The following is a 21,144-nucleotide window of genomic DNA, read 5'->3' on the forward strand; positions in this document are numbered from 1 at the left end:
ATCATCAGTATCAGGTGAAACACCACCTTATTGAGATTGCGGTTACGCATTTCGCCTCCATGTGTTTAAAACCACTGACCAAAACGCTTGATGTAGAGCATTTTCATGCCCTGCGCGACCACGCAATAACCGAGCAGCGTCGCCACCAGCCATGGAAAGTAAGACCATGGCAGCGGCACCAATCCCACCATCGCACCCAGCGGTGAGAACGGCAGCAGAATGCCGGCGATCATCACACACGCAGTGGTCAGCAGCACCGGCAGCGCCGCACGGCTCTGAATAAACGGAATCTTTTGCGTGCGCAGCATGTGCACCACCAGCGTCTGCGACAGCAAGCCTTCAATAAACCAGCCGGACTGGAACAGTGACTGCATTTCTGGCGTATTCGCCGCGAACACGTACCACATCAGCGCGAAAGTGGTGATATCGAAAATCGACGACGTTGGCCCAATCCACAGCATAAAGCGTTTGATATTACGCGCGTCCCATTTACGCGGTTTGCGCAGGAACTCGCGGTCCATTTTGTCCCACGGCAGCGCCAGCTGGGACAGATCGTACATCAGGTTCTGAATCAGCAAATGTATAGCCAGCATCGGCAGGAACGGAATAAAGGCGCTCGCCACCAACACCGAGAATACGTTGCCGAAGTTAGAGCTGGCGGTCATGTTCAGGTACTTGATGATGTTGCCGAAGGTTTCGCGTCCCTTCATTACGCCCTCTTCCAGCACCATCAAATCTTTTTCCAGCAGAATGATATCGGAGGACTCTTTGGCAATATCCGCCGCGCTATCAACGGAAATCCCGACATCGGCATCACGCAGCGCCGGGGCATCATTAATCCCGTCGCCGAGGAAGCCCACGGTATGCCCTTGCTGCTGCAGCGCGCGCAGAATGCGTGATTTTTGCAGCGGCGTGAGTTTAGCGAATACCGAACTCTGCGCGGCGGCATCGGCCAGCTGCTCGTCGCTCATCAGGGCAATCTGATCGCCGATGATGATGGCGCCGCTGTCGATGCCAACCTGCTGGCAAATGCGCGCGGTGACCACCGGATTATCGCCTGTCAGCACTTTGACGCTGACGCCATTGTCGCGCAGCGCGCCGATGGCTTTGGCGGCACTCTCTTTCGGTGGATCGAGGAAAGTCAGCAGCCCTTCAACCGTTAATCCTTGCTCATCCGCCACGCTCAGCGGCTGTTGTAAACCCGGCTCCGCCAGCACGCGGCTCGCCACCAGCAGCACGCGGAAACCCTGCTCATTGTATTGATGTGCCAACGCCAGCAGTTCTGCCCGACGCGTTTCGTTCAGCGGCTGCACCAGTTTGCCTTCACGCTCGGCAGTCGCGATGCTCAGCATCTCTTCCACCGCGCCTTTGCAGATCAACATCTGTTGATTGAGACGACGATCGCGCACCACCACCGAAACGCGACGGCGAATGAAATCGAACGGCAGTTCATCCACTTTGATATAGGTATCGCCCACCGCCTCGCTGACGCGGTTTTTGCCGTACTGCAAAATTGCGCGATCCATCAGGTTCAACGTGCCACTTTGATAATGGCTGTTGAGCCAGCTCAGCATCAGCACGCGTGAGTTCTCCACGCCAGCACAATCCAGATGATGCTCCAGAATGATGTTGTCCTGCGTCAGCGTGCCGGTTTTGTCGGTGCAGAGAATATCCATCGCGCCAAGGTTTTGAATCGCATTCAGACGCTTGACGATCACTTTACGCCGCGACATGGCGATGGCACCTTTCGCCAGATTCGAGCTGACGATCATCGGCAACATTTCAGGCGTTAAGCCCACCGCCACCGCCAGCGCAAACAGTGACGCGTCAAGCCAGTCACCTTTGGTTAGGCCATTAATCAGCAGCACTATCGGCACCATCACCAGCATGAAGCGGATCAGCAGCCAGCTCACGCTGTTTACCCCGCGATCAAAGGCGGTTTGTGAGCGGTTACCAACAATCGATTTCGCCAGGCTGCCGAAATAGGTTTCGCTGCCTGTCGCCACCACTACCGCTTTCGCGCTACCGCTGGACACGTTGGTGCCCATCAGGCAAACGCTACCCAGTTCCAGCAGCGAGGTGCCCTGCTCGCTGGCCCCGCTGCTTTTACTGGTGACGTGGCCGGTGACGTCATATTTTTCAACCGGTAACGATTCGCCAGTCAAAATCGCCTGGCTGATAAACAGATCGCGTGAATCCAGCAGGCGCACATCGGCAGGCACCAAATCTCCCGCCGACAGATAGATGATGTCACCCGGCACCAGCGTGGCGATATCCACTTCCTGTTTGAGCGGCGCTTGCTGCGCTGACTCACGACGCAGCACCGTTGCGGTGGTGCGCACCATTGATTTCAGCGCCTGCGCCGCTTTATTGGTACGGAACTCCTGCCAGAAGCGCAGCAAACCGCTGAGCGTTACCATCGTCACAATGATGATGACACCGGTCAGGTCGGTCTCCTCGCCGTTGCGCAGCGGCAGCCAGAAATCAGTGAAAAAGCTCACCAACGCCAGCGCCATCAGGACATAGATAAACGGATTGTTGAACGCCTGCAGCAACTGCAATAACGCCGGTGGCGCTTTGTCGTGCTCAACCTGATTGCGGCCATAGACGCCTAAACGTGCCTCGGCTTCACGTTCACTCAGGCCAAGCGCATCGCTGCGCAGACGCACCAGCGTTTCATCGGCAGTGAAACCGGCTTCATCTTCAATCAGGTAACGAGGTGTTTTTTGACGCGGCTGGCGCGTGGTATTCCAGGCCTTTTTTTCCTGGTTGAGTTTCATGTCAGTCATGGTGACATTCCTCTTTATTACGGCAATAAAAATCCCTGCATGCGTGGCACACAAATTAAATTAACGGCTATGCGTTTTTTAAATTAAAAATAACCTGTCGGGAATTTCCATATCACCTCCCGGAAATTAAAGACGAAAAGAGTCGCTCGCAAAATAACGAGTAATAAATAAAGACGAAGGTAAACACCACGCAATCGAACAGCGAAAAGCTGTCTAATGCGCAGCGCAAATCAGCACGCTGAGGTTCAGCGCGCGTATCGAGGCGGAGGGAAAAGTGTGTTAAAAATCATGTGCATGATGATCTTCCCACGGGCTTTGGCCCGTTACAGTGTCGTTTTAAGGGAACAATCATCAAAAAAAGGGAGGATTGCTGCCCGCCATGGTGGCAAGCAGCGACAAAAAAGTTCGCGCGTCAGCTTGCCTTGTGATGCCAACTAAAAGGGTGACTGTCCAACTGAACTCTCCTGCTTTGAAATTGCGGCCATTATATTCCCGGAAGGAACGAAGTAAAGTTAATTATTGGTTAATCACAGAACATTTATATTTCGTTGCAGTTGAGTTGATATATACCATTCCGGTCGCCATGAATGGCGACCCTACGATGGCCATGCAACCTTCAACCCTTATAACTGAACCACCCGACTTAGACCATTAATGCATATGCATAGCCTGAAATTGACTATTCTTCACTGCTGCGCTCTCGTAAACTCGCGTTACTTTTTTTAGGCAAGGAAACAACATGAAAAAAATTATTCCATCACTGCTGGCGTTATCGCTGGTAGCCGCCTTCTCTGTTCAGGCAGCGACGCCGAAAGATACGCTGGTTATTGCCCAGTCCACCGACGATGCCGACAGCTTCGATCCCGCGCAGGGCTTTGAACTCACAACAGTGCAAGCGTTCACTAACATTTATCAGCGCCTGGTTCAGTCCGATCCGACCAATCCTACCGACTTGAAGCCAACGCTGGCTACCTCCTGGCAAGCGGGCAGCGATAATCGCAGCCTGACGTTTGAACTGCGCAAAGGCGCTCAGTTCGCCAGCGGCAATCCGCTGCGTCCGGAAGATGTTATCTTCTCGCTGGGTCGCGTGGTGAAACTGAACCTCGATCCCTCCTTTATTCTTACCCAGCTCGGCTGGAATAAAGATAACGTCGATACCTTCCTGAAGAAGGTTGATGACAACCACGTCCAGATCAGCTGGAGCGCTAACGTCAGCCCGGCGTATGTGCTCAGTCTGCTCTCCGCGCCGGTCTCTTCGATTGTTGATGAGAAAACCGCGCAGGCCAACGCGAAGAACGGTGACTTCGGCCACGCATGGCTCGGCACCCACTCTGCCGGTAGCGGCCCGTATCAGATTCGTAAAGTGGTGCTGCATGAAGCGATTCTGCTGAGCGCCAACCCAACATCACCGGCGGGCGCACCGAAGCTGAAAAATATTCTGATCAAAAACGTCCCGGAACCGGCTGCGCGCCGTCTGCTGCTTGAACAGGGCGATGTAGATATCGCGCGTAACCTCGGCGCGGATCAGATTGCCTCGCTGAAAGGCAAAGCGGGTGTGAAGACCGAAGCGATCCCGATGGCGTCGCTCTATTACATCCAGTTCAACATTGGTGAAAATCCGGTGCTGAAGAACCCGGCGCTGTGGGAAGCGGCTCGTTACCTGTTCGACTATAAAGGTATCGCTAACGACCTGCTGAAAGGCCAGTTCGACGTGCATCAGACCTTCCTTCCAAAAGGCTTCCTCGGCGCAATCAACGACACGCCATACACCTACGATCCTGAGAAAGCCAAAGCGATTCTGAAGAAAGCCGGTCTGACTAACGTCAGCTTCAAGCTCTCCACCAGCAATCAGCCGCCTTACCTCGATATCGCGCAGGCGCTGCAGGGCAGCTTTGCTAAAGGCGGCGTGAAGGTTGAAGTGCAGCCTGGCCTGAGCTCTGAAGTCTCTACCCGCGTGAAGGCGCACAAATACGAAGCCACCCTCAATGCCTGGGGCGCAGACTATTTCGATCCTAATACCAACGCCGCGTCCTTCGCTTACAACCCGGAAGATGGCAGCAAAACTGTGGCTTACCGTTCTGACTGGCATATTCCAGAGCTGAACAAGCAAACGCTGGCCGCCACCGCCGAGAGCGATAACAACAAGCGCATCGAACTTTATCAGGCGATGCAGCGTGAAGTGCTGAAGAACTCGCCGTACGTGATTGGCTTGCAGGCGAAAAACCTGATTGCGCTGCGCGACAATCTGCAAGGCTATGTGCAGGGCATCAACCCGGACATGGTCTATTACTCGCAGGTTTCTAAGTAATGGCAGTGTCAGCTTCACAGGCCGGGTTCGCCCGGCCACTCTGGCAACGTTTTAGCCACATCGTCACCAGCCTGCTTTCGCTGCTGGTGACGTTGGTCGGTTTGTTAGCGTTCACTTTTATGCTGTCGCACCTGTCGCCTGTCGATCCGGTGCAACAGATCGCCGGCGATCACGCCAGCGAAGCCACTTACGCGCAGGTGCGCCACGATCTCGGCCTCGATCAGCCGGTGCTGGTGCAGTTCTGGCGCTATATCAGCCATCTGGCGCGCGGCGATCTCGGCTTATCGCACCTAACCAATCAACCGGTCAGCGCCGACCTGATGCGTACCTTCCCCGCCACCATTGAGCTGGCGACCTGCGCGATGATTTTTGCTGCAGTGTTCGGCATTGCCCTGGCGCTGCTGGCGGCGTGGAAACCGGGCAGCATCATCGATAACGTGGCGCGCTTTGTGTCGCTGCTTGGCTACTCGGTGCCAGTGTTCTGGCTCGGCCTGCTGGGTTTGCTGCTGTTTTACGCCGTGCTGCACTGGTCCGCCGGACCGGGCCAGCTCGATGACATCTGGATCTACACGCTGGAGCCGAAAACCGGCTTTGTGCTGATTGATAGCTGGATGTCCGGCGATCCCGAGATGTTCCGCAATGCGATTGCCCATTTGTGGCTGCCAGTGGTGATTCTCGGCCTGCTGGCGATGGCGGGCATTACGCGCCTGCTGCGCGCAGCGCTGCTGGAAGAGAGCAACAAAGAGTACGTGGTACTGGCGCGCGCCAAAGGTGCCAGCCGTGGCCGCATTTTGCTGCGTCATATTTTCCCCAACGTGCTGGGCACGCTGATTACCGTTATCGCCCTCTCCTACGCCACGCTGCTGGAAGGTTCGGTATTGACCGAAACGGTATTTGCCTGGCCGGGCGTCGGTCGCTACATGACCAACGCGCTGTTTTCCTCTGATGTACCGGCGATTCTCGGCTCGACCTTGCTGATTGGCAGCTGCTTTATCCTGCTCAACGCGCTGGCCGATGCCCTGACCTGGTTAACCGATCCGAGAACCCGATGACTCAACAACTCTCTGAACTGGAAACGCTGCGTCCGCGCCGCCGCCGCGCGCGCGTGACCTCACTCACCATCGGCCTGACGCTGGTGCTGATTGTGGTGGCGATGGCATTGTTCGCGCCGTTGCTGGCGCCCTTTGATCCCAATGCGCAGATCATTTCACAGCGTTTACAAGCGCCGTCGGCGCTGCACTGGTTCGGCACCGATGGCTTTGGCCGCGATCTGCTGTCACGCGTGATTTACGGCGCGCGCCCAACGCTGCTGCTGGTGTCACTGATTCTGGTGTTGACCATTCCGGTTGGCCTGTTGGTAGGCATCACCGCCGGTTACGTTGGCGGCTGGACCGAGCGCGTGTTAATGCGCATTACCGATATCTTCCTGTCGCTGCCGAATCTGGTGATCGCGCTGGCGCTGGTCGCCATGCTCGGCCCCGGCTTGATGAATGGCGCATTGGCGCTGGCGCTTACCAGCTGGCCGCCGTTTGCCCGTCAGGCGCGTGCGGAAACGCTGGCGCTGCGCCGCAGTGATTACCTCGCCGCCGCGCGCATGCAGGGCATCACCGGCTTGCGCCTGATGTTTGGTCATATTCTGCCGCTGTGTATGCCAACGGCGGTGGTGCGCGCCGCGCTGAGCCTCGGCGGCATTATTCTTTCTGCCGCTGGCCTCGGCTTCCTCGGCATGGGCGTGCAACCGCCTACCGCTGAATGGGGTTCGATGGTGGCGGAAGGCAGTAAAGTGATCTTCGACCAATGGTGGGTTGCCGCCGCACCCGGCGGCGCGATTCTGTTCGCCAGCCTGGCGTTTAACCTGACAGGCGATGGCCTGCGTGACCGACTGGATACTCGCCATGCCAAATGATCTGTTAATTGATGTACAAGGCCTGACGATTCGCAGCGATGATGCGCTGCTGGTCGATAACATCGGCTTTCAAATTGGCCGCGAGCGCGTGGCGTTGGTGGGTGAATCCGGCTCCGGTAAATCACTCACCGCGCGCACGCTGATGGGCTTGCTGTCGCCTTCACTACATCTGAAGGCCGAGCGTTTGCAGATTGTCGGCACCGATGCGCTGAGCCTACGCGAGCGTGACTGGATCCAGCTGCGCGGTAGCAAAGTAGCGATGGTGATGCAGGATCCGAAATATGCGCTCAATCCCACGCGCACTATTGGCTGGCAGGTGGAAGAACCGCTGGTGCTGCACCACAAATTGAGCCGCGCCGAGCGCAAAGAGAAAGTGTGCGAGATGCTGGATGCGGTTGGCTTGCCCGATCCGCGTCAGCTGATGAAGCGCTATCCGCATCAACTCTCTGGCGGCATGGGACAACGCGTGATGCTGGCGATCGCCCTGATCACCGATCCTGTATTACTGATCGCCGATGAACCGACCTCAGCACTCGATCACGCAATGCGCGATCAGGTGCTGGCGCTGATTCGTCGTCTGGTGGAGCAGCGCAACATGGGTTTGCTGCTGATCAGCCACGATCTGCAGCAGGTTTCCGAACACTGCGAGCGCGTGATGGTGATGTATCAGGGCCGCGTGCTGGATACCTTGCCGGCGTCCGAGCTCTCCAACGCCAGCCATCCTTATACCAGCACGTTGTGGGCCTGTCGTCCGAGTAAAGCCACGCACGGCGAGCGCTTGCCGGTGCTGGATCGTGCGGCGCTGGAGAAGAATTATGATTGAGTTATCGAACCTCAGCGTTTCGCACAAGCAAGGTTACGAGCTGCGCACCGTGGTGCACGATGTGTCGCTGCAGGTTGCGGCCGGCGAGTGTTTTGGTCTGGTTGGCCCGTCCGGCTGCGGCAAGTCGTCGCTGCTGTGGGTGCTGGCGGGATTGAATCCGCACTGGAGCGGCAGCATGTCGCTGGCGGGCACCGCCGTGCAGCCCGGTAAAGCCTTCACCGGCCAACTGCGTCGCGATGTGCAGATGGTGTTCCAGGATCCCTACGCTTCACTGCATCCGCGCCATCGCCTGCGTCGCACGCTGGCGGAACCGCTGAAAATGCTCAAGCGTGATAATATCGATGACCGCATTAATGCCGGCTTCCGCCATGTCGGGCTGGATCCGGCGCTGGCGGATCGCTATCCGCATCAGCTTTCGGGCGGTCAGCGTCAGCGCGTGGCGATTGTGCGCGCCCTGCTGCTGGACCCGAAGATCCTGCTGCTGGATGAGCCGACCTCGGCGCTGGACATGTCGGTACAGGCCGAGATCCTCAACCTGCTCAACGATCTGAAGCAGAAAGATGGTTTAACCATGGTGCTGGTCAGCCACGATCCGGATGTGATCGATCACATGTGCGATCGCGCGGCGCGCATGGCGCAGGGCCACATCGTGGAACAACATTCAACAACAAGGAATACCGTATGACGGTTAAGTTACGCCCGCTGGAGCGGGAAGATTTACGCTTTGTGCATCAATTAGATAATAACGCCAGCGTGATGCGTTACTGGTTTGAGGAGCCGTACGAAGCCTTCGTCGAGCTTTCTGACCTGTATGACAAACACATCCACGACCAAACCGAGCGTCGCTTTGTGGTAGAGCATGATGGACACAAAGCCGGTTTGGTGGAGTTGGTCGAGATTAATCACGTGCATCGCCGCGCTGAGTTTCAGATCATTATCGATCCTTCACATCAGGGCAAAGGCTTAGCCACGAAAGCGGCAAAGTTAGCGATGGATTACGGCTTTTCGGTGCTGAATCTCTACAAACTCTATCTGATTGTTGATGAAGAGAATAAGAAGGCGGTGCATATCTACACCAAGCTGGGTTTTGAGGTGGAAGGCGTACTGAAGCACGAATTTTTCATCAACGGCGAATACCGCAACACTATCCGCATGTGCATTTTCCAGCAGCAGCATCTGGCGCAGCATAAAAGCGCTAATGCGATGGTGAAGCCCACCGCGCAGTAATCGTTGGGTCGCCATGAATGGCGACCCAACAGCTGTTTGCCGAGGTTTTCGTAGGGTGCGCATTCATGCGCACCTTCATACATAAGCATTTATTGCTCAAGTGAGCGGCATTACGCCAAAAATGGCGGCGTAATCAACCGCGCGCCCCGACGACGTTCAGCTTCGGCTGCGGATGTTCAGGTTTGAGATCGTACATACCGCCATAAAAGGGATCGACCAGCAGCCAGCCGGGGAAGCCCAACAGCGGAATATTGCCCAGCAAATACCACAAATTGGCGTTGGCCTCGATCGGCAAGGTTAGCGGCACGTAGCCCGGACTCTCCAGCATCACCTGATAGTGCTTCTTACCAAAATAATTCCCGGTAGATTTCGCCAGCTCAACGGTTTGCGGCGTATAACCCTGTGCCACCGCGCGTCCGGTCTCATCCTGCACGGTGAAACGCGCGCCCTGCGGCAAGGAGTCGATTTTTACCGGTTGCGTTTCAGTGCCGACAATAGTGGCGCAGCCGCTCAGCAGTAGCGCACAGGCAGGAAAAAGAGGTCGCAGGTTCATAGCAGGTCCGCTTCAGCATCAGATAGGACAGTGTAAACTGCCCTTCTGTGCTTAATCGCGCTATCACTGATGATTTTCTGCGCTTTATTGCGGTTGACAACAAGCAGCAATCGCCGCGATATCCTGCGGCGTGGTGCGGCAGCAGCCGCCAATCAGACGTGCGCCCGCCTGCTGCCATTCGGCGAACTTGTCGTGCAGCGTGCAACCCGATGGCGCGGAGTGCCAGGTTTTGCTGCTGGCGTCGTACTGCTCGCCGGAGTTCGGATAGACCAGCAGCGGTTTGTCACACAGCGCCTGTAAGCTGCGCAGTGCGGGCGTCACGCTCTCCAGCGCCACGCAGTTGATGCCAATCGCCACTACTTGCGGTGCCGCATTCACCAGCTGCGCCACTTTGCTCAGCGGCGTACCGTCGCTGATGTGTTCGGCATCGCGCAGGGTAAAAGAGAACCATGCGCTGCTGTCAGGGAATTCGGCCAGTAAACTCACCAGCGCCTGCGCCTCAGCGAAGGACGGCAACGTTTCGCAGGCTAGCAGATCGACACCCGCTTCCAGCAACGCCGTAACGCGCGGACGGTGGAATGCTTTCATCTGCTCTTCCGGCAGCGCGTAATCACCACGATACTCCGCGCCATTCGCCAGAAACGCGCCATATGGCCCGACGGATCCGGCCACCAGCAATGGCGCGGTGCTGGCCGAGGATGCGCGATAATCGTCACGCGCGCGCTGCGCCAGCTGTACGCTCTGGGTGATCAGTGCCAGCGCCTGCGCTTCATCTAAGCCGCGCGCGGCAAAACCCTGTGGCGTGGCCTGATAGCTAGCGGTAATCGCCACATGCGCGCCAGCAGCAAAGTAGTCGTGATGCACCTGATAAATCAGCTCAGGATTTTCTACCAGCACTTTGGCCGACCACAACGCATCGGCCAGATTGCAGCCGCGCGCTTCCAGCTCGGTCGCCAGCGCACCATCAAGAATCAGCGTGTCAGTTTGGGTTAGTGCCTGCGCGATGGGATTACGCGACATCGTTGGCCTCCTCAGCCTTAAGGGATGACTTGCGTCGTTGCGTGACATGGTATGCGGCATAGCAGAACAGCACAAACGGAATGCCGCACCACAACGCAATGCGCTGCGACGGATCGAACGCCAATCCGACGCACGCCAGCAGGCAAAGCAGGAAACCCAGAATCGGCGTCAGCGGATAGAGCGGCGCGCGATATGCCAGCTGTTGTAAAGTGCCGCCCGCCTGCAGATGGCGACGACGGAACACATAGTGTGAGGCGCAGATGCTGAGCCACACCGCTACCACGGCAAAACCGGAAATCGCCGACAGCGCCACAAACACCGTGTCCGGCGCAATCACGCTTGAGAACAGCGCCAGCAGGCCGCCAATCATGCTTACGGTCAGCGCCAGCACCGGAATGCCGCGACGATTAACGCGCGCAAAACAGCGCGGCAGCGTCTTCTCATTGGCCAGCGACCACAACATGCGGCCAGAAGCATACAGGCCGGAGTTGGCGGCGGAGAGGATGGCGGTAAGGATCACGAAGTTGAAGATATCCGCCGCGTACGGGATGCCGATCTTTTCAAACACCAGCACAAACGGGCTTTTGACGATCCCCGCCTGATCCATCGGGATCAGCGCCGCCAGCACGAATACCGTGCCGATAAAGAAGATGATCAACCGTGCAACGGTGGTGCGGATCGCCAGCGGCAACGCTTTTTGCGGCTGCTCGGTTTCACCGGCGGCGATGCCAATCAATTCCGTGCCCGAGAAAGCGAAGTTGACCGCCACCATGGTCATCAGAATCGGCAACGTGCCATGCGGCAGCCAGCCGGAAGCGGTGAGATTGTGCAATCCCGGCGCGGCGCTGCCGTCTTTCATCGGGATAAAACCAAAGATCGCGCCTGCGCCGAGAATGATAAAGGCGATGATGGTGATCACTTTGATGATGGAGAACCAGAATTCACCTTCGGCGAAGAAGCGCGTCGAGACAATATTCAGCAGATAAATAGCGATGCAGAACACCAGACACCACATCCATACCGGCACGCTCGGGAACCAATACTGCATGCAGAATCCGGCGGCGGTAAGGCTGGAACCCAGCGCCACCGTCCAGGTGAGCCAGTAAAGCCAGGCGACGGTATAGCCTGTGGCCGGGCTGAGATAGCGTGCGGCATAGACGTGGAACGCGCCGGTTTCCGGCATCGCAACGGCCAATTCGCCGAGACAAACCATTACCAGCCACACCACCAGCGCACCAATCAGATAGGCCAGCAACGTACCGGCTGCGCCGGTGGTTGAGATGATATAGCCGGTATTGAAGAACAGTCCGGTTCCGATCACACCGCCAAGCGACAGCATCACCAGATGCCGTACTTTCATGGTGCGCTTAAAATTTTCCTGCGGAGGCGTATCCTGAGTTTGCATCATATTTATCCGTATGGACGTCTGAACATCTATATGGACACAGGGTTATACGCGTCAGCGTGCGGATTTGCAACGGGGCAGAAGGTAAGGATTAAGTGAGGATTTGCGGCCCCGCGTTGACGGGGCGCAAGATCAGGCGCCGAATACGCCTTGCAGATAACGCTCAAGCGCAACGCGCGAGCTGAAGCCGTGCGGAATACCGTAATGCTCCTGCGAATCGCCCATTAAATAGAGTGGGAATTGTGTGTAGTGATCGCAGGTTTTCATCTCTGAGGCCGGTTCAGCAAAGCTCTGGCTTTTTTCTTTCAGCGTCGGGTGAATGATTAAGGCGGTCCGTCCCATACGCGCTTCGCGATTGACGTACACATAGTTATCGCCGCGACGATAACCGTAAATTTTTGGCGTTTGGGTATCCATTTCGAAGCCCACTTTCTCAAGTACGCGCGCTACCTCATCTGGTCGTAAATACATGCTTGCTCCTCTCTTCTCACAGCCCCGCAACCTTACAGCAGCAGGATGGCATGGGCATTCGGAATTTTCCCTAAAGCCTGGCACATCCCTGCGTTTAATCACGCTTCGTCTACACTGAGTATTACGTTTTAAATCAAAGGGAGCTAAAAAATGTTTAATCGAAGCGCAAAAAACGATGACATTGATATTAATCAGGATGTAAACGAACTGGCCGATTCGCTAGAGGCGTTACTTAAATCTTATGGCAGTGAAGCTAAAGATGAGGTTGATAATGCACGCAGCCAGGCGCAGGCGCTGCTGAAGCAGACGCGTGCCAAACTGAGCGGCGGACAGAGTCGCGTATCGCAAGCGGCGCGTGACGCCGGTACGCAGGTTGATGCGTATGTACACGACAAGCCGTGGCACGGCGTTGGCGTGGGTGCGGCAATCGGTTTAGTGCTAGGTGCGCTGCTGGTGTCTTCACGCCGATAAGCCTGAAAGTAGACTCAATAAGCCTCGCTGATGCGGGGCTTTTTTGTGGGCGCGAGATAGTGCTCGCTTTCCCTCACCCGCAAGCGGGAGAAGGCTGGGATGAGGTCCAGATCGCACAAAATCCAACCAACCTTCCCACCTCATTCCCTTTACAAAAAATTTTTCCGGCCTGGAAGGCGCATGATCTCTGGGCTTAGCGATTATCCGAAGATCAAAATAACAAAACCCTATATCTGGTGGGCTTGACCCTTTTAATCACTACATCTAGTATTCAACCCATCAACCAGCTACCAAATGTCGTCAAGGACGAAGTTCGATGCAAACAGGAATTTGCTTCGTATCTCGCAATCTGACCGCAATCAAAGGGAAATACGAATCATGCGCATTATTATTTACACCAAAGACAACTGTGTCCAGTGCAATGCGACAAAAAATGCCATGGACCGCAAAGGTATCGACTATCAGCTGATTAACCTTGATACCCAACCCGAAGCCATCGACAACCTCAAATCTCTCGGCTATCGCCAGGTGCCGGTGGTGATGACGCAGGACGATCACTGGAGTGGCTTCCGTCCCGACAAAATTGCCAGCCTGCGCCAGCTCGCGGCCGTCGGGGGATAAGCCATGTTTCCACTGGTCTATTTCTCTAGCCAGTCGGAAAACACGCACCGATTCATCACGCGTCTTGGGCTACCTGCCCGCCGTATTCCGGTTGATGGCACGCAGCGCCTGCATATCGAACAGCCCTACATTTTAGTGGTGCCGAGCTACGGCGGCGGCAGTTCGCGCGGAGCCGTGCCGAGACAAGTGATTCAATTCCTTAATGATGATGCCAACCGACGCGGGATTCGCGGGGTGATTGCTGCCGGTAACCGCAACTTCGGTGAAGGCTATTGCCTGGCGGGCGACATCATTGCGCAGAAATGTCAGGTTCCCTATCTCTACCGCTTTGAGCTGATGGGAACCCCCGACGATATCGCTAATGTAAAAGCGGGAGTGACCCAATTTTGGCAACGACAGACACCCTAAACAGCTCGCTGACTGATTACCACGCGCTTAACGCGATGCTGAACCTGTATGACGCCGATGGCCGCATCCAGTTCAGCAAAGATCACGAAGCGACGCGCCAGTTCTTCCTGCAGCATGTGCAACCCAATACCGTGCAGTTTGCCTCTGCGGGTGAACGCCTGCGCTATCTGGTGGCCGAAGGCTACTACGAAGCCGAAGTGCTGAATCAGTACGATTTCGCTTTCCTGTGCCAGCTGCACGATGAAGCCGATGCGGCGGGTTTCACTTTTCACACCTTCCTCGGTGCATGGAAGTTTTACACCAGCTACACGCTGAAAACTTTCGACGGCAAACGCTATCTGGAAACTTTCGAACAGCGCGCCTGCATGGTGGCGCTGACGCTGGCACGCGGCAATGAAACCTTAGCGCGCGAGCTGCTGGCAGAAATGCTGAGCGGTCGCTTCCAGCCGGCTACGCCAACCTTCCTTAACTGCGGTAAGCAGCAGCGCGGCGAGCTGGTCTCCTGCTTCCTGCTGCGCATCGAAGACAATATGGAATCGATTGGTCGCGCTGTGAACTCGGCGTTGCAGCTGTCGAAACGCGGGGGCGGCGTAGCGTTCCTGCTCTCCAACCTGCGTGAATCAGGTGCGCCGATTAAGCGCATTGAGAACCAGTCGTCCGGCGTGATTCCGGTGATGAAGATGCTGGAAGATGCATTTTCCTACGCCAACCAGCTCGGTGCGCGTCAGGGCGCAGGCGCGGTGTGGCTGAATGCCCATCATCCGGATATTTTCCGTTTTCTCGATACCAAACGCGAAAATGCCGACGAGAAGATCCGCATCAAAACGCTGTCGCTTGGCGTGGTGATCCCGGATATCACCTTCCAGCTGGCGAAAGAGAATCGCGATATGGCGCTGTTCTCGCCGTACGATGTTGAGCGCATCTACGGCAAAGCCTTTGGTGATATCAGCATCAGCGAGCATTACGACGAGATGCTGGCGGACGATCGCATCACCAAAACCTATATCAAACCGCGCGATTTCTTCCAGACGCTGGCAGAGATTCAGTTTGAGTCGGGCTATCCGTACATCATGTTCGAAGACAGCGTGAACCGCAGCAATCCGATTGCCGGCCGCATCAACATGAGTAATCTCTGTTCCGAGATTTTGCAGGTTAATAGCGCCAGTGAGTTCTATGACGATCTCAGCTACCGTCGCGTCGGCAAAGATATCTCCTGCAACCTCGGCTCGCTCAACATTGCCCATGCGATGGATTCGCGCAATCTGGCGCAAACCGTGGAAACCGCCGTGCGTGCGCTGACCGCAGTTTCCGAGATGAGTGAGATCAATTCGGTGCCGTCGGTGGCGGAAGGCAATCGCCGCTCGCACGCGATTGGCCTCGGCCAGATGAACCTGCACGGTTATCTGGCGCGCGAAGGCATGGCGTACGGTTCAGAAGAAGCGCTGGATTTCACCAATCTCTACTTCTATTGCGTCACCTATCACGCCGTGCGCACCTCGAATCTGCTGGCGCAGGAGCATCAAAAGAGTTTCGACGGTTTCGCCGACTCGAAATACGCCAGCGGTCAATATTTCGACAAGTACACCGAACAAGCGTGGCAACCACGCACCGCGCGTGTGGCAAAACTGTTCGCTGATGCCGGACTGGCTCTGCCGACGCAGGCCGACTGGCAAGCGCTGCGTGCAGCGGTGATGCAGCATGGGCTGTACAACCAGAACCTGCAGGCGATTCCGCCAACCGGTTCGATCTCGTACATCAACCATGCGACCTCCAGCATTCACCCGATTGTGTCGCGCATTGAGATCCGTAAAGAGGGCAAAACCGGCCGCGTCTATTATCCGGCTCCGTTTATGACCAACGACAATCTCGACCTTTATCAGGATGCGTACTCGATTGGGCCCGAAGCGATTATTGATACCTACGCCGAAGCCACGCAGCATGTCGACCAAGGCTTGTCGCTGACGCTGTTCTTCCGCGACGACGTCACCACGCGCGATATCAACAAAGCGCAGATTTACGCGTGGAAGAAAGGCATTAAAACGCTCTATTACATTCGTCTGCGCCAGATGGCGCTTCAAGGCACCGAGGTGCAGGGCTGCGTCTCCTGCTCACTGTGATGAAAACTATGCAACTAAAACAGATTCAAGCGATTAACTGGAACCGCATCCAGGACGAGAAAGACCTCGAAGTGTGGAACCGACTTACCAGCAACTTCTGGCTGCCGGAAAAAGTGCCGCTCTCCAACGATCTGCCAGCGTGGCAGTCGCTGGACCACCAGCAACAGCAGCTGACCATTCGAGTGTTTACCGGTTTGACGCTGCTCGACACCATCCAGAACGTGATTGGTGCGCCGGGTCTGATGGAAGATGCGATTACACCGCATGAAGAAGCCGTGCTGTCGAACGTCTCCTTTATGGAAGCGGTGCATGCGCGTTCGTACAGTTCGATTTTCTCCACGCTGTGTAATACCGCAGATGTCGATGCGGCGTATCGCTGGAGTGAAGAGAATGAAGCGTTGCAGAATAAAGCGAAGATTGTGCTGGAGCACTATCGCGCCGAGGATCCGCTGAAGAAGAAAATCGCCAGCGTATTCCTTGAATCGTTCCTGTTCTATTCCGGTTTCTGGCTGCCGATGTATTGGTCGAGCCGTGGCAAGCTGACCAACACCGCTGACCTGATTCGTCTGATCATTCGTGACGAAGCGGTTCACGGTTACTACATCGGCTATAAGTACCAAAAAGCGCTGGAAAACGTTGATGCTGGCCGCCGCGAAGAGTTGCAACAGTTCGCGATTGATTTGCTGCTGGCGCTGTACGAAAACGAAGTGGTGTATACCGAAGCGTTGTACGGCGAAGTCGGCTGGGCGGAAGAGGTGAAAACCTTCCTGCACTACAACGCCAATAAAGCATTGATGAACCTCGGCTACGAAGCGCTGTTCCCGGCGGAATTGACCGCAGTGAACCCGGCGATCTTGTCCGCGCTGTCGCCTAACGCCGATGAAAACCACGACTTCTTCTCCGGCTCAGGCTCTTCCTATGTCATGGGCAAAGCAGTAGAGACCGAAGACGAAGACTGGAACTTTTAACATTAAAACCCGGTGCGCATTAATGCGCACCCTACGTCGTAGGGTCGCCATTTATGGCGACCTGGATTCCACATTTATTTCCATCGCCTCGTCATAATTGATATTTAAATATCCCTAAACCGCACTTCTCTATTTTCCCTCACAACATCTTTTTTCACGTCATTGACACCATTTTCGCCATGAAATAGTGATAAACCCCACTCTCCTTCATAAAAAATTAATCCACGCGCATCCCTTGTGAGCACTGGCGATTTTAGCCATTGACCGCTGCGTGCGCCACCGAATATCGCCATCCAGGGTTGTCAGATAATTTCACTATGCTAGGGTATAGGGCGCTTAAATTTAATCAGGACCACAACAAGAAATAGTTAAACATTTAACCGGGAAATTAATTACTGCATGGCAATTAAACTCGAAGTAAAGAATTTATATAAGGTATTTGGGGATAATCCCGAAAAGGCATTTAAGCTGATCGATAAAGGCGAAAGCAAAGAGAGTATTCTGGCAAAAACCGGTCTCTCTGTTGGCGTCAAAAATGCCAGTCTGGCCATTGAAGAAGGCGAGATCTTCGTCATCATGGGGCTTTCAGGTTCAGGTAAGTCCACCATGGTTCGCCTTCTCAATCGTCTGATCGAGCCCACTCGCGGCCAGGTAATCATAGACGGTGTCGATATTGCCAAAATATCGGAATCGGAACTGCGTGAAGTACGCAGAAATAAGATCAGCATGGTATTCCAATCCTTCGCATTAATGCCGCACATGACGGTGCTAAATAACGCTGCTTTTGGCATGGAATTAGCCGGCGTCGCTTTGGCGGAACGTCAGGAAAAAGCGCTGGAAGCATTGCGTCAGGTTGGCCTGGATAATTACGCTCACTCTTATCCCGATGAACTTTCTGGCGGCATGCGTCAACGCGTTGGATTAGCCCGCGCATTGGCGATTAATCCTGATATTTTATTAATGGATGAAGCCTTCTCAGCACTTGATCCGCTGATTCGTACCGAAATGCAGGATGAACTGGTAAAACTGCAGGCGAAACATCAGCGTACCATCGTGTTTATTTCTCACGACCTCGATGAAGCAATGCGTATTGGCGACCGTATTGCCATTATGCAGGGCGGCGAAGTGGTGCAGGTCGGCACGCCGGATGAAATCCTCAATAATCCTGCCAACGATTATGTGCGCACCTTCTTCCGCGGCGTCGATATCAGTCACGTGTTTAGCGCCAAAGATATTGCGCGTCGCAGCGCAGGTTCACTCATCCGTAAAGCCGCCGGTTTTGGCCCGCGATCCGCCATCAAGCTGCTGCAGGATGAAGATCGCGAGTATGGCTATGTGCTGGAGAAACAGAAGTTTGTTGGTGTGGTCTCCACCGATTCACTGAAAGCCGCGCTGGCGGCCGGTGAAGGGCTGGATAGCGCGCTGCTCGACACGCCGTTAGCGGTTCCTGCCGATACCTCCCTGAATGATCTGCTATCGCATGTGGCACAAGCGCCCTGCGCCGTGCCGGTGGTCAGCGAGGAGAATCAGTACGTCGGTATCATTTCGAAAAGCATGTTGTTGCGTGCTTTAGACCGTGAAGGAGCCTAATCATGAGTGAACAAACAGCGAATCCGTGGGAAAGCGCCAGCCAAACCACCCAGCAACCTGCCACAACCGATACCAGCGCCGCCGCCAGCAGCAGCGATCCCTGGGCGAGCGGCGGTGCCGCGCCAGCGGATAATAACAGTGCCGATGCATGGGGCGATCCCTCCGCCGCCAGCAGCGGTGGCCACGATGCCGCCAGCAATGCTGCCAGCAGCAGCGACTGGCTGAGCAGCGCGCCCGCCCCCGCTCCCGAGCACTTCAACATCATGGATCCGTTCCATAAAACCTGGATTCCCCTTGATAGCTGGGTAACCGAAGGCATCGATTGGGTGGTCAGCCATTTCCGTCCGGTGTTTCAGGGTATTCGCGTGCCGGTGGATTACATCCTCAGCGCGTTCCAGCAGTTATTGCTCGGCATGCCCGCGCCGGTAGCGATTGTGGTGTTTGCGCTGATCGCCTGGCAGATTGCCAGCCCAGCGATGGGTATTGCCACGCTGGTCTCGCTGATTGCCATCGGCGCAATTGGTGCCTGGTCGCAGGCGATGGTAACGCTGGCGCTGGTGCTGACCGCCCTGCTGTTCTGCATCATTATCGGCTTGCCGCTCGGCATCTGGCTGGCGCGCAGCGAACGTGCCGCGCGCATTATCCGTCCGCTACTGGATGCGATGCAGACCACGCCCGCCTTCGTTTATCTGGTGCCGATCGTGATGCTGTTTGGTATCGGCAACGTGCCGGGCGTGGTGGTGACCATTATCTTTGCGCTGCCACCGATTGTGCGCCTCACCATTCTTGGCATTAAGCAGGTGCCAGCCGATCTGATTGAAGCGAGTGAATCCTTCGGTGCCAGTCCGCGTCAGATGCTGTTCAAAGTGCAGCTGCCGCTGGCGATGCCGACCATCATGGCCGGTGTCAATCAGACGCTGATGCTGGCGCTGTCGATGGTGGTCATCGCCTCGATGATCGCGGTTGGCGGTCTCGGTCAGATGGTGCTGCGCGGCATTGGTCGACTGGATATGGGCCTCGCCACCGTCGGCGGCGTGGGTATCGTGATTCTCGCCATCATCCTCGATCGTTTGACGCAGTCGATGGGCCGCGACAGCCGCAGCCGTGGCAGCCGCCACTGGTACAGCACTGGCCCGCTGGGTCTGCTGCTGCGCCCCTTCAGTAAAAAAGCCTGATTTCAATGGGCGGTCCGCTGCGGCCGCCCGTCTCCGACGTAACACGTAAAATAAGGAATGACTATGCGCAAGACAGCTCTCATCGCCGCCGTCCTGACGACGTTCGCCGCGACGCACGTGTCCGCCGCCGACCTGCCCGGTAAAGGCATCACCGTTAAACCAACTCAAAGCACCATATCTGAAGAGACCTTCCAGACGCTGCTGGTGAGCCGCGCTCTGGAGAAACTCGGCTATACCGTTGAGAAGCCAAGCGAGATTGATTACAACGTGGCGTACACCACCATCGCAGCCGGTGATGCCACCTTTATTGCCACTAACTGGAAACCGCTGCACGACGATATGTATAAAGCAGCGGGCGGCGATGCCAAGTTTTATCGTCAAGGCACTTATGTCGGTGGCGCTGCGCAGGGTTACCTGATCGATAAGAAAACCGCCGAGCAGTATCACATCACCAATATCGAGCAGCTAAAAGATCCAAAAATCGCCAAGCTGTTTGATACCAATGGCGATGGCAAAGCGGATTTGACCGGCTGTACGCCAGGCTGGGGCTGTGAAGCGGTGATTAATCACCAGATTGATGCCTACAAGCTGAGCAATACCGTAGAGCACAATCAGGGCAACTACTCAGCGATGATCGCCGATACCATCACGCGCTTTAAGCAGGGCAAACCGGTGTTCTACTACACCTGGACACCGTATTGGGTCAGCGATGTGCTGAAGCCGGGTAAAGATGTGGTATGGCTGCAGGTGCCGTTCTCTTCAATGCCAGGCGAACAGAGCAAAGTTGATACCAAGCTGGCGAACGGTGCTAACTACGGTTTCCCGGTGAACACCATGCACATTGTCGCCAACAAAGCCTGGACCGAGAAAAATCCGGCAGCAGCAAAACTGTTTGCTGAGATGAAGCTGCCAATTGGCGACATCAACGCCGAGAATGCAGCGATGCATGCGGGCCACGCTTCTGAAGCCGATATCAATGGCCACGTTGATGGCTGGATCCAAGGTCACCAGGCGGAATTCGATAAGTGGATTCAGGACGCACTGGCGGCAGCGAAGTAACGCAATTTACATTAGCGTTGGTATTGTGGCGGCGCGATTTATCGCGCCGTTTTTCTTGCGATAAATGCACTAAAATCACTTTGCGCAATAAATTGCGCCGCTACGGTAAGTGACTGTCTCAATCTTTCCCTCTCCCCAATAAGCGAAGCGTGCGCTATAGCGCACTGGTACGTCCTGTTAATTAACACACCATTGAAATAATTTTTTCGGTTACTATTACCCACAAATGATTA

At 55.6% G+C, this 21,144-nt stretch carries 19 protein-coding genes; 14 read left to right on the top strand and 5 right to left on the bottom strand.

Going from position 1 to position 21,144, the window contains the following annotated elements; all coding sequences use genetic code 11:
* Nucleotides 1-65: 65 nt before the first annotated feature.
* On the bottom strand, nt 66-2,789 hold the full coding sequence (gene mgtA, locus ACXIZX_RS14190) for a magnesium-translocating P-type ATPase (RefSeq protein ID WP_479404395.1): 2,724 nt from the start codon (nt 2,787-2,789) through the stop codon (nt 66-68).
* A 739-nt stretch (nt 2,790-3,528) separates the two neighbouring features.
* Here mgtA and ACXIZX_RS14195 point away from each other — a divergent pair.
* From ACXIZX_RS14195 to speG, 6 genes are read left to right on the top strand one after another with little or no spacing between them, the layout of a single operon-like run.
* Nucleotides 3,529-5,097 (top strand): ABC transporter substrate-binding protein, encoded by a 1,569-nt coding sequence (locus ACXIZX_RS14195; RefSeq protein ID WP_479404396.1) that lies wholly within the window; start codon nt 3,529-3,531, stop codon nt 5,095-5,097.
* Nucleotides 5,097-6,149, top strand: coding sequence for an ABC transporter permease (locus tag ACXIZX_RS14200; RefSeq protein WP_061718036.1), 1,053 nt, complete (start codon nt 5,097-5,099; stop codon nt 6,147-6,149). The genes ACXIZX_RS14195 and ACXIZX_RS14200 overlap by 1 nt, the downstream gene beginning before the upstream one ends.
* Nucleotides 6,146-7,003 carry an ABC transporter permease gene (locus ACXIZX_RS14205; protein WP_008101592.1) on the top strand — a complete coding sequence of 286 codons (858 nt, stop codon included), beginning with the start codon at nt 6,146-6,148 and terminating at the stop codon, nt 7,001-7,003. Before ACXIZX_RS14200 ends, ACXIZX_RS14205 begins: the two co-directional genes overlap by 4 nt.
* Nucleotides 6,993-7,826 (top strand): ABC transporter ATP-binding protein, encoded by an 834-nt coding sequence (locus ACXIZX_RS14210; RefSeq protein WP_479404397.1) that lies wholly within the window; start codon nt 6,993-6,995, stop codon nt 7,824-7,826. The genes ACXIZX_RS14205 and ACXIZX_RS14210 overlap by 11 nt, the downstream gene beginning before the upstream one ends.
* Nucleotides 7,819-8,511: an ABC transporter ATP-binding protein gene (locus tag ACXIZX_RS14215; RefSeq protein WP_479404398.1), complete on the top strand. Its 693-nt coding sequence runs from the start codon at nt 7,819-7,821 to the stop codon at nt 8,509-8,511. The genes ACXIZX_RS14210 and ACXIZX_RS14215 overlap by 8 nt, the downstream gene beginning before the upstream one ends.
* Nucleotides 8,508-9,053, top strand: coding sequence for a spermidine N1-acetyltransferase (gene speG, locus ACXIZX_RS14220; RefSeq protein WP_008101618.1), 546 nt, complete (start codon nt 8,508-8,510; stop codon nt 9,051-9,053). Before ACXIZX_RS14215 ends, speG begins: the two co-directional genes overlap by 4 nt.
* A gap of 133 nt (nt 9,054-9,186) precedes the next feature.
* Here speG and ACXIZX_RS14225 read toward each other — a convergent pair whose 3' ends face one another.
* The 4 genes from ACXIZX_RS14225 to ACXIZX_RS14240 all read right to left on the bottom strand — a co-directional run bounded on the left by ACXIZX_RS14225 (nt 9,187) and on the right by ACXIZX_RS14240 (nt 12,502).
* Nucleotides 9,187-9,606, bottom strand: a complete 420-nt coding sequence (locus ACXIZX_RS14225; RefSeq protein WP_008101619.1) for a hypothetical protein — start codon at nt 9,604-9,606, stop codon at nt 9,187-9,189.
* A gap of 84 nt (nt 9,607-9,690) precedes the next feature.
* Nucleotides 9,691-10,626: a homocysteine S-methyltransferase gene (mmuM, locus tag ACXIZX_RS14230; protein WP_479404399.1), complete on the bottom strand. Its 936-nt coding sequence runs from the start codon at nt 10,624-10,626 to the stop codon at nt 9,691-9,693.
* Complete coding sequence (mmuP, locus tag ACXIZX_RS14235) at nt 10,616-12,031, bottom strand: S-methylmethionine permease (RefSeq protein WP_179450852.1); 1,416 nt, start codon at nt 12,029-12,031, stop codon at nt 10,616-10,618. Before mmuP ends, mmuM begins: the two co-directional genes overlap by 11 nt.
* A gap of 132 nt (nt 12,032-12,163) precedes the next feature.
* Nucleotides 12,164-12,502 carry a DUF2002 family protein gene (locus ACXIZX_RS14240; RefSeq protein WP_154155573.1) on the bottom strand — a complete coding sequence of 113 codons (339 nt, stop codon included), beginning with the start codon at nt 12,500-12,502 and terminating at the stop codon, nt 12,164-12,166.
* A 150-nt stretch (nt 12,503-12,652) separates the two neighbouring features.
* Between ACXIZX_RS14240 and ACXIZX_RS14245 the strand changes: the two genes are divergently transcribed.
* The 8 genes from ACXIZX_RS14245 (at nt 12,653) to proX (ending at nt 20,911) form a co-directional block, all read left to right on the top strand.
* Nucleotides 12,653-12,973 carry a DUF883 family protein gene (locus ACXIZX_RS14245; RefSeq protein WP_008101623.1) on the top strand — a complete coding sequence of 107 codons (321 nt, stop codon included), beginning with the start codon at nt 12,653-12,655 and terminating at the stop codon, nt 12,971-12,973.
* Nucleotides 12,974-13,351: 378 nt separating this feature from the next.
* Complete coding sequence (gene nrdH, locus ACXIZX_RS14250; protein ID WP_008101624.1) at nt 13,352-13,594, top strand: glutaredoxin-like protein NrdH; 243 nt, start codon at nt 13,352-13,354, stop codon at nt 13,592-13,594.
* 3 nt (nt 13,595-13,597) lie between these two features.
* Nucleotides 13,598-14,002, top strand: a complete 405-nt coding sequence (nrdI, locus tag ACXIZX_RS14255; protein WP_007886412.1) for a class Ib ribonucleoside-diphosphate reductase assembly flavoprotein NrdI — start codon at nt 13,598-13,600, stop codon at nt 14,000-14,002.
* Nucleotides 13,981-16,119 carry a class 1b ribonucleoside-diphosphate reductase subunit alpha gene (gene nrdE, locus ACXIZX_RS14260; protein ID WP_479404400.1) on the top strand — a complete coding sequence of 713 codons (2,139 nt, stop codon included), beginning with the start codon at nt 13,981-13,983 and terminating at the stop codon, nt 16,117-16,119. The genes nrdI and nrdE overlap by 22 nt, the downstream gene beginning before the upstream one ends.
* A gap of 8 nt (nt 16,120-16,127) precedes the next feature.
* Complete coding sequence (nrdF, locus tag ACXIZX_RS14265; protein ID WP_036647504.1) at nt 16,128-17,087, top strand: class 1b ribonucleoside-diphosphate reductase subunit beta; 960 nt, start codon at nt 16,128-16,130, stop codon at nt 17,085-17,087.
* A gap of 399 nt (nt 17,088-17,486) precedes the next feature.
* Entirely contained in the window at nt 17,487-18,677 is a 1,191-nt protein-coding gene (gene proV / locus ACXIZX_RS14270) for a glycine betaine/L-proline ABC transporter ATP-binding protein ProV (RefSeq protein ID WP_008101632.1), read from the top strand.
* Between the two features lie 2 nt (nt 18,678-18,679).
* A complete protein-coding gene (gene proW, locus ACXIZX_RS14275) occupies nt 18,680-19,852 on the top strand; it encodes a glycine betaine/L-proline ABC transporter permease ProW (RefSeq protein ID WP_179449810.1) in 1,173 nt (390 codons plus the stop codon).
* A gap of 63 nt (nt 19,853-19,915) precedes the next feature.
* Nucleotides 19,916-20,911: a glycine betaine/L-proline ABC transporter substrate-binding protein ProX gene (proX, locus tag ACXIZX_RS14280; RefSeq protein ID WP_479404401.1), complete on the top strand. Its 996-nt coding sequence runs from the start codon at nt 19,916-19,918 to the stop codon at nt 20,909-20,911.
* The last annotated feature ends 233 nt before the right edge of the window (nt 20,912-21,144 follow it).

The organism is Candidatus Pantoea symbiotica, assembly GCF_056491525.1.